The organism is Paenibacillus sp. sg306046 (assembly GCF_059821225.1).
This window is the reverse complement of record NZ_JCAMRT010000032.1, coordinates 1-14708: the sequence shown is the minus strand read 5'-3', so window position 1 is coordinate 14708 and position 14708 is coordinate 1. Positions and strand designations below refer to the sequence as shown.

Genomic DNA, 14708 nt, shown 5'->3' with positions numbered 1-14708 from the left:
AAGGATAGGAAAGCAAATCACCTGACTTGAGGGGGCAAGTTCATGAACCGGTATCTAGGGACAAGAGCAGGAGACATCATCACTGTCTATCCGCAGAAGCATCCCTCCATTGTGAAACAGATCCGCAAGGAGTTCGTGTCTGATGACGCCACCCTCCTTCGCGTCTGGGCGGAAGGCAGCCGTGATCGCGAGGAACTGGATGAACTCCTCTGTCGTCTGCTCGGGGCGCACCTGCGCGAACTGGGACTGCATCCGGCCAAGAACCCGGCTCGCGGGTTGGCCGACTTATATAACAAGTGGTACGAAGAAAGCCTCGCCCTCTTGACCCGTTATGCGCAGCTCAGCTTCGACGCATCGACGGAAACGCTCTGGCGGGAGTGGGAGGCGAGAAAGTTTCGCTGGCTGGAAAAAGCGGAGCTCAAGGCGCAGGTCGTGCTGGCCGAGACGACGATGCGCGCACTGCCGGACATTCTGACGGGCAAGCGGGCGGCGACGGACATCCTGTTCCCTGATGCCTCGATGAAGCTGGTGGAAGGCGTGTATAAAAACAACGCGATTTCCGACGGCTTCAACGAAGTGCTGGCTGACACGGCGGTCCTCTACCTGCAGGAGCGTTTGAAAAACGAACCGACGGCGCGCGTCCGCATCTTGGAGATCGGAGCCGGAACCGGCGGGACGAGCGCGATGATGTTTGACAAGCTACAGCCTTATCAGCAGCACGTCGAAGAATATTGCTACACGGACATCTCCAAGGCGTTTTTGCTCCATGCCGAACGGGAGTATGCTCCGAAGGCTCCGTATTTGACCTATCGATTGTTCAATTTGGAGGAGCCGATTGCCGGACAGGGACTGGATGCGGGGGCGTATGACCTCGTGTTGGCGACCAACTGCCTGCATGCCACCAGGAACATGCGCCAGACCTTGCGCAATGCCAAGGCTGTTTTAGCAAAAAACGGCCTGTTGCTGCTTAACGAGATGAGCCGCAATTCGGTGTTCACGCACCTGACCTTTGGCCTGCTCAAAGGATGGTGGTGGTATGAGGATGCAGAGCTGCGCATGCCGGGTTGCCCGGGCTTGTCTCCGGAGGCCTGGTCCTCGGTGCTGAAAGCGGAAGGATTCCGCGCGGTCGATCATCCGGCGCAAAAGGCGCACGATCTCGGCCAGCAGATCATCGTGGCGGAAAGCGACGGGGTGGTGCGACAGAAACAGGGACAAGGGCCGACGACGGCCCTCGCCGCAGCGAAGTCGCCGAACACGGAGACCCCCGTTGTGTCGAGAGAAGCGGGCGAGGCTCCGGCATCCGTGGTGACGGAAGCGCTGATTGAGGAGCGGGTGAAGGAGGTGATCAAGGACCAGCTCGTCTCTTCGTTAAAAGTGGACCGGGATCGGATTGATTCCGACAAGTCGTTTGCCGATTACGGTCTGGATTCGATCACGGGTGTTCATCTGGTGCAGGCGCTGAACGACAAGCTGCCGGTCGGGTTGAAGACGACGAACCTGTTCGATTACAGCTCGGTCAACCAACTCGCTTCCTACATGCACCGGCAATACAAAGAAGCGCTTGCCACAGCGTTCGCTCCCGCCATGCCTCAAGCATCGGCGACGACCTCAGCGGCGACTGCAATCGCAAATGATCCTGCAATTGCAAATACAATTGCATCGGCAGCAACATTGGTGCAAACGGCAAGAGCTCAAGCTGACGTTCAGCAAGGCGCTCGAGAAAGTGCTCAAGAAGGTGATCGAGAATGCAGTCGAGTTGACGGTCGAGACGATGCGGGGAAAAAGATCTCCGAACGAGGTGGAGATCTTGAGGCGATTGCGATCGTCGGCATGAGCGGGCGTTTTCCGAAGTCGGGGGACTTGGGCGAGCTGTGGGAGCATCTGGCGAACGGAGACGATCTCGTTGGCCCGGTGACGCGATGGGATCTTCGCTCTTATCATGCGGAGGGAGCACGCTTTTGCAACGAAGGCGGCTTCCTCGATGACATCGACCGCTTCGATCCGCTGTTCTTCCACATCTCGGGCGTTGAAGCGACGCACATGGACCCGCAGCAGCGCATTTTCCTCGAAGAGTCTTGGAAAGCGCTCGAAGTGGCCGGTTATGCCGGCGACGCGGTCAAAGGAGCCTCCTGCGGGGTGTATGTCGGGATCAACGGAGGCGACTACCAGCAGTCGATGGTTGAACAGGCGCCGGCACAAGCGATGTGGGGCAACGCCGCTTCTGTGATTCCGGCGCGCATCTCGTATTTCCTAGACCTTCAAGGCCCGGCGGTTGCGGTCGACACAGCTTGTTCGAGTTCGCTCGTCTCCATCCACTTGGCTTGCCAGGGCTTGCGGTTGGGGGAGACGAATATGGCGCTGGCCGGCGGCGTTTTCATCCAGAGCACGCCTCGTTTCTATTTGACGGCAGAGCGTGCGAGCATGCTCTCGGCGACGGGGCGCTGTCACACGTTCGATGACCTGGCGAACGGATTCGTGCCGGGAGAAGGCGTGGGAGTCGTCGTCCTCAAACGACTGAAAGACGCGCTCGCCGACCGAGATCACATTTATGGCGTGATTCGAGGCTCAGCGCTCAACCAGGACGGCACGACGAACGGAATCACCGCTCCCAGCGCCAATTCGCAAGAGCGTCTGGAGCGCGAAGTTTATGAGGCGCATGGGATCAACCCGGAGCAGATTCAACTGGTCGAAGCGCACGGCACCGGAACGAAGCTCGGCGATCCGATCGAGTTCGACGCCTTGACCCGCGCCTTCCGCGCCTACACGGACCGCAAGGAATACTGCGCGATCGGTTCGATCAAAACGAACATCGGACACGCAGCTGCGGCGGCCGGGGTCGCCGGGGTGCTTAAAATCCTGCTCGCGCTGGAACACAAGCAGCTGCCGCCCTCGCTTCATTTTGACGCGTGGAATGCAAACATCGAGCATCAAGGCAGCCCGTTCTATGTGAACACCAAGCTGCGTGACTGGAGCATCGAGCCGGGAAGCAAGCGGCGCGCGGCGATCAGCGCCTTCGGGTTCAGCGGCACCAACGCGCATATGGTGATCGAGGAAGCGCCGCAGACCGTTCGGGCGCCGATTGACAGAGCGGGGCATCTGATCGTGCTGTCTGCCCGCACCGCCGAACAGCTTCGCAAGCAGGCGCAGAATCTGATCGCCTTCTGCGAGCAGGAACCGAATGCGGACTGCGGCAGCATCAGCTGCACCTTGCTCGTCGGGCGCAGGCATCTGCCTCATCGCATGGCCTGCGTAGTGCGCAATGTGCCGGAGCTGGTCAAGTCGCTGCAAAAATGGCTGGAGACGGGAAAAATCGCCGGTGTGCATCACGGCGAGTTGCTTGCGAACGAGCTTCGGGAACAGCCGTCGCTCAAACGCTACGGCAACCAGTGCATCGAAAATTGTCGCCATGCTGCCCAAGGGGCAGACCTGCTCGAACAGCTCGCGGCCGTGGCCGATCTGTATGCACAAGGCTATGCGCTGGAGTACGGACGCCTGTTTGAAGGGCTGCCCTATGCGCGCATTCCGCTTCCGACCTATCCGTTTGCCAAGGAGCGGTATTGGAAGCCGGAGGGTTCGGCGCAGTCTGTCGCGAAGGCGGGCGGCACAAGCTCCCGCACGCTGCATCCGTTGCTGCACGAAAACATTTCGGTGCTGGAAGAGCAGCGCTATGCATCTGTTTTTACGGGAAAAGAGTTTTTCCTTGCCGATCATGTGATCAACGGACAGCGGATTCTGCCGGGCGCGGCCCATCTCGAAATGGTCCGCGCAGCTCTTGAGCTGGCGGCAGGAGCGAGCGAAGAAGGCAGCGCATGGCGCTTGCAGCATATGGGCTTCGCAAGCCCGATCCTCGCAGGGAACGGGCCGGTTGAGGTTCAGGTCGGGCTGCGGGCGGAAGAGGCCGAGTCGATTTCCTTTGAAGTCAGAGACGGGCGGGGGGATGTCGTACACAGCCAAGGCCGGGCGAGACGCTTGGGTAAGGCAGATGCTCCTGCCGTCAATCTCGCCACTCTGCAGACGGCCTGCTCGCAGAACCGAATCAGCGCTTCCGAGCTGTACGAGGTCTTTCGCCAAGCCGGACTGAACTACGGGCCGGCACACCAAGGAATCGAGAGCCTGGCGATCGGAACGGGGCAGGTACTGGCGAAGTTGTCGCTGCCTGATTGCGCGGCCGACATAGAGAGCCGCTACGTTCTGCACCCGAGCCTCATGGACGCAGCGCTGCAGGCCGCGATCGGCCTGATGCTCGGCACTTCGTCATTCAAGCCGCTTGTGCCCTTCGCGTTGGAAGAAGTCGAGATCTACGGCCCGTGCACGCCCTCGATGTGGGCCGTGGTGCGCCGCAGCGAAGGCAGCACAGCGGGAGACATGGTGCAAAAGTTCGACGTGGACGCGTGTGACGAACAGGGTCAGGTGCGCGTGCGCTTGAAGGGCTACACCTCACGCGTGCTGGAAGAGGGAGCAGGGGGGCGCACGCAGGGAGCGCACTTGCTGCAGCCGAGCTGGATGCAGCAGGGCATCGCGCAGAAGACGGCCCCTCCTGCCCTGTCGCAGCATCTGGTGCTGCTCTGCGAGCTGACGGCGCCTCTCGTGCCCGGCGGACAGGTCGTGGCGCTGCAGTCGGATCGTCAGGACATCGCCGACCGCTACCAAGCGTATGCGGCGCGCGTGTTCGAAGAGATTCAGACCCTTCTGCGCAGCAAGCCACAGGGCAAGGCGCTGGTGCAGGTCGTGGTGCCTGCCGACGGGGAAGGTCAGGTCTTCAGCGGCCTTGCCGGACTGCTTCGCACCGCCCGCCGCGAGAACCCGAACCTGATCGCGCAGCTGATCGAGGTCGAGGACACGGCAGAATTGGAACACAAGCTTTTGGAAAATCGCCATTCCCAGCAAGATGACCGCATCCGCTACCGATACGGGCAGCGCTGGGTCGCTTTTTGGGAGGTGGCGGAAGTCTCGCAGCAGGCGTTCCACATCCCGTGGCGCGATGGCGGCGTCTATCTTCTGACCGGCGGTGCGGGAGGACTCGGCCTGATTTTTGCCAAAGAGATCGCAAGCCAAGTCAAGGCTCCGCGACTGCTCCTCACCGGCCGCTCCCCCTTGGGCCTGCAGCAGCAAGCGGCTTTGCAGGAACTGAAGGACCTCGGCGCACACATCGAGTACCAACAGGTCGATGTGACGCGGGAAGAGGCGGTCGCCGGACTGTTTGAGGAGATCCGGGCGCGCTATGGCACCCTCCAAGGCATCCTGCACGGAGCGGGCGTGATCCGCGACAACTTCATCATCCGCAAGACCGGGCAGGAGATGCAGGAGGTGCTGGCTCCCAAAGTGAGCGGATTGGTCCACCTCGACCGTTCGAGCATCGGGCTGCCGCTGGACTTCTTCGTGCTGTTTTCCGCTGTGGCCGGCTGCCTCGGCAATCCGGGGCAGGCTGATTATGCGGCGGCCAACGGATTTTTGGATGCTTATGCTGCCGAGCGCAATCGACTGGTCGCTCGCGGGCAGCGCCAAGGCCGCACGCTTGCGATCGACTGGCCGCTCTGGCAAGACGGCGGCATGCAAATGGATGCAGAGACGGAGCAATGGATGAGAGAGCATACGGGGATGATTCCGCTGGAGAGCCGGAACGGGATTCGGGCTCTCTATCAGGGCTTGGCCATCGGGTGCGATCAGGTGATGGTGGTGCAAGGCGACCTTGCCCGGATCACGGAGAAGCTGCACCCGCTGTTCCCTGCCCCTGCTGCCCGCCCGGTTCACAGCGCGGCTGGCCATGTGCAAGCGAGAGTGCTGCAGATCGCCTCGGACTTGCTGCAGGTCAGACCTGATAAACTGGATGCCGAGGCCGAGTGGCTGGACTACGGGATCGACGCGTTTCTGATGAATGAGCTGGCCGATCGTCTCAACGAGGAGTTCGGCCTGGCTCTGACGGCGAGCAACTTCTCGGAGCTGCCGACGATCCAGCAGGTGATCGACCTGCTGACAGGCGAGACCGACAAGCAGGTTCCCGCCGCCCCGATCCCGACTGCCAAGGAAGAGGCGATTCTGGCGAGCGCAGCGGCCGAATTTTTCAAAAAGCAGCTGTCCTCCGTCCTGGGAGTTCCTGCCGAGAGCATCGAAGCGTCTGCGCCGCTGGAAGTGTACGGCATCGACTCGATCATGGTGATGCAGCTGACCCGTCAATTGGAAAAAACGTTCGGTGCGTTGCCGAAGACGCTGTTCTTCGAATACCAGAACATGCGCGAGCTGACCGGGTACTTTTTGAAAAGTCACCGTGCCCATCTGATCGACCTGCTCGGGGTCGAGGAGCGACCGGCAGAGTCTGCATCGGTTTCGGTGGCAGCGCCTGTGCGGAAGGTCGTCGCGCCGGTTCGCGCGGCGGTCAAGGAGCCGACTAAACAGAGCGACGCGCTCGACATCGCGATCATCGGCTTGTCAGGTCGCTACCCGCAGGCGGATGATCTGGAGGCATTCTGGAACAACTTGCGCGAGGGTCGGGACTCGATCACCGAGATTCCAAAGGAGCGCTGGGATCACAGCCCGTATTATGACCCGGATCGCAGCAAGCGTGGCAAGACGTACAGCAAGTGGGGCGGGTTCGTGCGCGATGTCGACAAGTTCGACCCGCTGTTCTTCAACCTCGCACCTCGGGAAGCTGAGCTCATGGACCCGCAAGAGCGCCTGTTTCTGCAGTCCGTGTATGAGGCGATGGAAGATGCGGGCTACACCCGCGACACGCTCGTGTCAGGCGGGGAATCGGGCGAGGAGCGCAATGTCGGGGTGTACGTCGGGGTGATGTATTCGGAGTATCAGCTCTACGGAGCGGAGGAGACGCTGCGGGGCCGTCCGATGGCCTTGTCAGGCAACCCGTCGTCGATCGCCAACCGCGTGTCCTATTTCTTCAACTTGCACGGCCCGAGCCTTGCGGTCGATACGATGTGCTCCTCGTCGCTCACGGCGATTCATCTGGCCTGCCAGAGTCTGGAGCAAGGCGACTGCGAGCTGGCTGTGGCCGGCGGGGTCAACCTGTCCTTGCATCCGAACAAGTACCTGATGCTCGGCCAAGGCAAGTTCGCGTCGAGCAACGGGCGCTGTGAGAGCTTTGGCGAAGGGGGCGACGGGTACGTGCCGGGTGAAGGCGTCGGCGCTGTGCTGCTCAAACCGCTCGCCAAGGCGTTGGAGGACGGCGACCAGATCTACGGCGTGATCAAGGGGACGGCGGTTAATCACGGCGGCAAGACCAACGGCTACTCTGTCCCGAATCCGAATCTGCAAGCTCGCGTGATCGGACGCGCGTTCAAAAAGGCCGGCATTCACCCGCGTTCCCTCTCTTACATGGAGGCGCACGGAACGGGAACGGCGCTCGGCGACCCGATCGAAATCGCCGGATTGATGAGAGTCTTCCAAGAAGACACGGCAGACACGCAATTCTGCGCGATCGGATCAGTCAAATCGAACATCGGCCACTGCGAGAGTGCGGCTGGCATCGCCGGCCTGACCAAAGTGCTGCTGCAGATGAAGCATCGCCAACTGGTGCCGTCTCTGCACGCCGACGTGCTGAACCCGAACATCGACTTTGGTCTGACGCCGTTCGTCGTGCAGCGGGAACTGGCGGAGTGGAAGCGCCCGCTGCTGGAGATGGACGGCGAGCTTCGCGAGGTTCCGCGCATCGCTGGCATCTCCTCGTTCGGAGCGGGAGGTTCCAATGCGCATCTTGTGATCGAGGAGCATGTGCCGGAGGTAGCGCCGCGAGCGGTTGCCCGCATCACGCAGAGCCGTCCGGCGCTGCTCGTGCTGTCCGCCAAAGACGAGCAGCGTCTGCACGAGCAGGCGCAGCGCCTGCAGGCGGCGATCGACAGACAGGTCGTGACGGATGACACGCTCGCCGATGCGGCCTATACCTTGCAGGTGGGGCGCGAACTGATGGAAGAGCGGCTCGCCGTGGTGGCAACCTCCGCACAGGACCTGCAGCAGAAGCTGTCCGCCTATCTGCAAGGCCGTCCGGCGCTTGGCGCGGTCTTCCGCGGTCAGGTCAAAGGCGCGACGGACAGCTCGCTGTCGTTCGCGGCGGATCAAGATCTGCAGGAGCTCGTGACGAAATGGTGGGAGAGCGGCCAGCTTGCCAAGCTGGCCGACCTCTGGGTCAAGGGCCTGCGTGTGGAGTACGGTTCTTTGTATGGCACGGAGAGACCGCGCCGCCTCTCGCTGCCGACCTATCCGTTTGCCCGTGAGAGATGCTGGGCGGTGGAGGGGCCGAATTTTGACGAAGGGTTCTATGAGCAGATTCTGGACGAGCTGGTAGACGAAGAGATCACCCTCGAAGAAGCCCTTCTGAAAATCAGCAGCGCCCTGATCCTGAATTGATCTCTTGACGAAATGAATGCTGCGAGATTAGTATTAGGGATAAGAAGGCAAATAATAGCATGTTTTGAAAAAATTCCTTATTTGTTTTCCAATCGATGTTGCGGCACGTTGGCGGGCGTAAGGGGCACATCCAGTTGCATGGTGTCGTGTGCATGTAGGCAGATGACATGGGAAGAGTATGTCCGCATGACCTATTTTCATAGCAGAACCTAAGAAAAGGGAGGAGCGATCCTCCTTTTTTTCTATTTTATGAGAGAAAATTCGAAAAGGAACGCTGAGCCGCTAGGAGGCACATATGAAAGATTTCCTGCAGCAACTATTGTCTGAAGTGAAACAAAATCGTTTGTCCAAATCCGAAGCGATAGATAGGATTCGACATGCACAAGCGGCAAGCGGAAACGAGTCCGTTTCTGAGCCGGCTTCTGAATTGCTGACCTATGAAGAAGTCTGGAAGGAGGAAAAGGCGGCTGAGGGAACGCCGCTTCGTGCGAGCAAGCTGATCTTCTTCCTGACAGAGCCGGAGCATCAGCAAGCGGTCGTGGAAGCGGTGCAGGCTGTCGATGATCGCGCACAGGTTGCGTTCGTCACCAGCGGGGAGAGCCTTCAGGACGTGCTCGGCGACGGGCGGCAGGACTGGCAAACGGTGGACGCTGTGCTGTACCTCTGTCCGCTGGAGGATGCGAGCTGCCGCCAGAACCCGGCTGCGCTCGTTCCTCTTGTCCAAAGTCTGGCAAAGTCGAACGTGCAGGCCAAGCGACTGCTGCTCCTCGGTTCTTATGCCAACGAATTGGAGCGTTGTCATTTGGAGTCGTGGATCGCGCTGACCCGCTCGCTACGGCTCGTGCTGCCACAGACGCAGGCGGCCATGTTCATTCAAGAGGGAGAGGTCTCGCTCGCTGCGTGCCTGCCGAAGATTTTGACGGAGCTGCAAGCGCCGTCGCTCTCCAGCGTTCTCTACAGATCCGGCAAGCGCTATGTTTGCTCCGTGCAGCCGACCGACTTGCAAGCGGGCGACTTGAAGGTGAGAGCAGGGGGCACTTATCTGATCACCGGAGGATGCGGCGGGCTTGGGTATTTATTTTCGGAGTATTATGCGGAAAAAGGTCCGGTCAAGCTGATCCTGACTGGCCGCTCTGCGCTTGACGATGCGAAGCAGGCCAAGCTCCGTGCTCTGGAACAACTGGGCAGCCAAGTCCTGTATGTGAAAGCGGATGTCTGCGAGGCGGATGCGATGCGGGAAGGGCTTGCTCAAGCGCGTGAGCAATTTGGCGCGATTCATGGCGTTGTGCATGCGGCGGGTGTCACGAGCGACCGGAGCATCCTTGAGAAAGATGCGGAGAGCTTCAAACGCATCCTCGACCCGAAAATCAGGGGCACCCAAGTGCTTGACGAGCTGCTCGCAGACGAAGAGGCGTTGGAGTTCGTCTGCTATTTCTCGTCGTCTTCGGCGATCCTCGGCGACTTTGGTTCGGGTGACTATGCGCTGGCGAACCGGTTCCAGACAGCCTATGCAGCCATGCGAAACAAACAGGGGCGTCCAGGTAAGACGCTGGTGATCAACTGGCCGCTCTGGAGAGACGGAGGCATGGGGCTGGAAGATGAGGAGAGCGCCAGGTTCTACCTGAAAACGAGCGGTCAGCGCTTCTTGGAAGTGGAAGAAGGGCTGGCGATGTTCGACCTCCTTCTCTCGCAGGAGCGGACGCAGCATCTAGTCATGGCCGGAGAGCGCCGTCGCGTCGAGCACTTCCTCGGCCTGTCGCAGCCGGAGCCTGCGAAGGCTCCAGCCTCGCAAGCGGTCCTCTCTTCCGGTTCCGGAAGACGGCCGGAGATGAAGGGATTCACGGCGGCACAATGCTTGACGTGGGATTTGCAACAACTGATCGGCGGAATTTTAAAGGTGTCGCGGGACAAGTTGGACGTGGGGACGAACCTGGCCGATTTTGGATTTGAGTCGGTCAGCTTGGCTGATCTGGCCGCTTCGATGACGAAGCATTTTGGCGTGGAAATTTCCCCGGCGGTGTTTTTCGGGCATTCGACGATTCAGGCGCTGGTCTCGCATCTGGAGAGCGACCATGGAGAAGTCGTGCGCGCCTTCTATAAGACGGAGCGAGTGCAGCCGGAGCGTGTGGAGATACAACTGGAGAAACAGCCGGAAGCGTCTCTTGAGGACACGATTGTGGAACCGGCGGCGACCGAGACCTCGGCAGCGGGGCCGGAGCCAATTGCGATCATCGGGATGAGCGGGCGCTTCCCGCAGGCGCGCAACATCGACGAACTGTGGGACATTCTCTCTGAAGGACGGGATGCGGTCACCGAGATTCCGGAAGACCGCTATGACTGGCGGGTGTATTATGGCGATCGCAGCCGCAGCAAATGGCTGGGTGCGATCCCGGGCGTGCGGGAGTTCGATCCGCTGTTCTTTGAAATCTCGCCGCTGGAAGCCGAAGCGATGGACCCGAAACAGCGCCTGCTCCTGCAAGAGGCGTGGCGGGCGCTGGAAGATGCGGGATTGGGCAAGCGGCAGCTGAGCGAGAGCAAGATCGGCATGTTCGTCGGTGTGGAAGAAGGCGACTATCCGCTGCTTTCTCAAGGCGAGGACACCAGCATCACGTCGAACCATAACGCGATTCTTGCGGCGCGCCTGCCGTATTTTCTGAACTTTAGCGGCCCGGTGATGGCGATCAATACCGCCTGCTCCTCCGGGTTGGTGGCAGCCCATCAGGCCTGCTTGAGCCTGCGAAATCGGGAGTGTGACGCGGCGGTGGTCGCTGGCGTGAACTTGCTGCTGACGCCAGCCGCTTACCTGGGCATGACGGAGGCCGGCATGCTGTCGGAGGATGGCAAATGCAAGGCGTTTGACAACGGGGCGAACGGTTTGGTGCCGGGGGAAGCCGTGGCGGTGGTCGTGCTCAAGCGGCTCTCGCAAGCACTGGCGGACGGCGACCCGGTCTACGCGGTCATCCAAGGCAGCGGCGTGAATTATGACGGCAAGACGAACGGCATCACGGCGCCAAGCACCGTCGCACAGGCGAAGCTTGTACAGGATGTGTACGAGCAGCACGAGGTAGACCCGGAAGAGATCAACTACATCGTGACGCATGGCACCGGGACGAAGCTCGGGGACCCGGTCGAGGTTCATGCGCTGCAGGACGTCTTCAAGCGCCGCACGCAAAAGCGCGGGTATTGTGCGCTGACTTCGACCAAGACCAATCTGGGCCACACGTTTGCGGCGTCAGGCTTGGTCAACCTGATCAGCTTGGTTCAGGCAATGCGGCATGAGACCATTCCGGCCAGCCTGCATTGCGAGACGGAAAACGAGTACATCCGTTGGGAGAACAGTGCCTTTTATGTGAATAAGGCGAGCAAGCCGTGGACGAAGCGGGCAGGCGCAGGCCGTGTGGGAGCGTTGAGTTCGTTTGGCATGAGCGGGACCAACGCGCACATGGTCGTCCGCAGTGTTGAACAGGGTGGGAATACCGGTCCCCGGGACTCGCATTACCTGCTCGCATTTTCGGCGAAAACGGACGAGGCGCTGCAAGAGAAACTGCAAGACATGATCGCGATGCTGGAGAACGATTCGGGCGCGGCAGGCAGTCTCGCGCAGATCAGCTACACGCTGCTGGAGGGACGTCAGCATTTTGCCCATCGTCTGGCGGTCGTGGTGCAGGATGCGCAGGAGATGCTGCGCGTTCTGAAACTGGCGCGGGAAGGCGTGCAAGATGCCAACATGTTCCGCGGCAAGGCGGCGCGCGAGAAGGCCGGAGATTCGGCCCTGCAGGAGCAGGCGTTGGAGCTGGCAGGGAAGAGCCGCGAATTGGCGACGAACCCTGCGGCCTATCAGGAGCACCTTCGTACACTTGCCGGTCTGTATGGCCAAGGCGGCGAGATCGCGGGAGACGCGCTGTTCGGCGCAGAAAGACCTACGCGCACGAACCTGCCGACCTATCCGTTCGCGCGGGAAGAATACTGGGTTGCACGGAAGGCGAAGGTCAGCGCTCTTCCGACGGCGTCGCAGCTGCATCCGCTGGTTCATCGGAACACGTCTGATTTTGCGGAACAGCGCTTTTCCTCGACGTTCACGGGAGCGGAGTTTTTCTTGGCCGATCATGTGGTCAAGGGGCAGAAGGTGCTGCCCGGCGTGGCCTATCTGGAGATGGCCCGCAAGGCGGTCGAGCAGGCGGCTGGCCTGAAGGATGCTCGCCTGCGCAATGTGGTCTGGGCGCGGCCGATCCTCGTCGGCGACGAACCAGTCGAGGTGCACATCGCCCTCTTCCCGGAGGCGGGCGGAGAGGTCGGATATGAGGTTTACACCCTGCAAGACGGGGAGGAGATCGTGCACAGCCAAGGACGCGCCGTGCGGAGTGCGTCGGCGGAAGAAGCGCCGAAGTGGGACCTGAAGGAGCTGCAAGCATCCTTCGTGCAGGGACAGTACGGGGCAGCGGACTGCTATGAATATCTCCGTGCGATGGGCATGGAGTACGGGCCGGCTTATCAAGGCATCAAGCAGGTGCAGGCGGGCGAAGGGCGCGTGCTGGCCGGATTGAGGCTGCCGTCCGTCGTCACTGACTCTCTGGCCGACTACCTTCTGCATCCGAGCCTTGCAGATGCGGCCTTGCAATCGGCTGTCGGGTTCCTGATCGGGCAAGAGATCTTCAAGCCGGCACTGCCGTTTGCGCTGCAGGAGCTGGATGTCTTCGGGCCGTGTGAAGCCGAGATGTGGGCGCTCGTTCGATACAGCGCGGGCAGCCGGCCGGAAGACAAGGTGCAAAAGCTCGATGTCGATCTCTGCGACAAGGAAGGAAGCGTTCGCATCCGTCTCAAAGGGTATACCTCTCGCGTGCTGGAAGCTGGGGCGGTTGCGGAAGACGAGCAGGCCGCTGTGCCGGAGAAGCTCGTGGAAACGAGCCGGGAAGAGGTAGCTGCTGCGAGCGCGGACCCCTTGCAGGAGAGCGCGCTCGCGTATCTCAAAGAGCAGGTGTCCGCCGTTTTGAAATGGCCGGTGAGCCGCCTTGATGCGGATGCGCCGCTCGAACAGTACGGGATTGATTCCATGCTGGTGATGAAGCTCACCAACCAGTTGGAAAACACATTTGGCTCTCTGCCCAAGACGCTCTTTTTTGAGTACCAGAACCTCCGGGACCTGGCTGGGTACTTCCTCGACTCGCATCGGGCGCAGCTGGTGCGGCTGACAGGGGACGAGGAACCGGCGCAAGACGCCGCGCCGGCCCGCAAGCCTGCGGTCAAGGAGACGCCTGAACGGACGGCGCTCGTCAGCCGTCGACGCCAGCGGTTCGCTTCGATGGCGCATGCGCAAGAAGAGGGAGCGAACAGCAGGCTGGACGTCGCGATCATCGGCGTCTCCGGCCGCTATCCGGGGGCGCGCAACCTTCAGGAATTTTGGGGCAATCTGCGGGACGGTGAGGATTCGATCACGGAGATTCCTCAAGAACGCTGGGATCATAGCCTCTATTTTGACCCGGACAAAAACAAGGCGGGCAAGACGAACAGCAAATGGGGCGGATTTATGGATGGCGTGGATCAATTCGATCCGCTGTTCTTCAACATCTCCCCGCGCGAGGCGGAGCTCATGGACCCGCAGGAGCGATTGTTCATGCAGACCGTCTATGAAGCGATGGAAGACGCCGGTTATACTCGCGAGACGCTTGCCAAGCAGCACGGACGGGGGCTTGACGGCAACGTTGGGGTCTATGTCGGCGTGATGTACGAAGAGTATCAGCTGTACGGCGCACAGGAGACGCTGCTTGGCAGCCCGATCGCGCTGGCGGGAAGTCCGGCTTCGATCGCCAACCGGGTGTCGTACTTCTTCAACCTGCACGGGCCGAGCCTTGCCGTCGATACGATGTGTTCGTCTTCGCTGACGGCGATTCATCTGGCCTGCCAGAGCTTGCAGCAAGGCGGTCGCGAGCTGGCGATCGCCGGCGGCGTCAACGTCTCGATTCATCCGAATAAGTATATTTTGCTCGGCCAAGGCAAGTTTGCGTCGAGCAAAGGGCGATGCGAGAGCTTTGGCGAAGGGGGCGACGGGTACGTGCCGGGCGAAGGCGTGGGCGCGGTGCTGCTCNTGCTCGGCCAAGGCAAGTTTGCGTCGAGCAAAGGGCGATGCGAGAGCTTTGGCGAAGGGGGCGACGGGTACGTGCCGGGCGAAGGCGTGGGCGCGGTGCTGCTCAAGCCTTTGTCCAAAGCGATGGAAGACGGCGATCAGATCTATGGGGTGATCAAGGCCACCGCCATTAACCACGGGGGCAAAACCAACGGGTATACCGTCCCGAACCCGAATGCGCAGGCGAATGTGATCGAGCAGGCGCTGCGGCAGGCGGGACTTGACCCGAGCA

At 60.9% G+C, this 14708-nt stretch carries 1 protein-coding gene and 2 pseudogenes; all 3 read left to right on the top strand.

Annotation, left to right across the window (positions count from 1 at the left end):
• Window positions 1-42: 42 nt before the first annotated feature.
• A complete protein-coding gene (locus AC6ROY_RS23180; RefSeq protein WP_500102944.1) occupies window positions 43-8355 on the top strand; it encodes an SDR family NAD(P)-dependent oxidoreductase in 8313 nt (2770 codons plus the stop codon).
• Window positions 8356-9448: 1093 nt separating this feature from the next.
• Window positions 9449-12118: pseudogene (locus AC6ROY_RS23175) on the top strand (type I polyketide synthase); the annotation flags it as partial.
• Between the two features lie 192 nt (window positions 12119-12310).
• Window positions 12311-14708: pseudogene (locus AC6ROY_RS23170) on the top strand (beta-ketoacyl synthase N-terminal-like domain-containing protein); the annotation flags it as partial.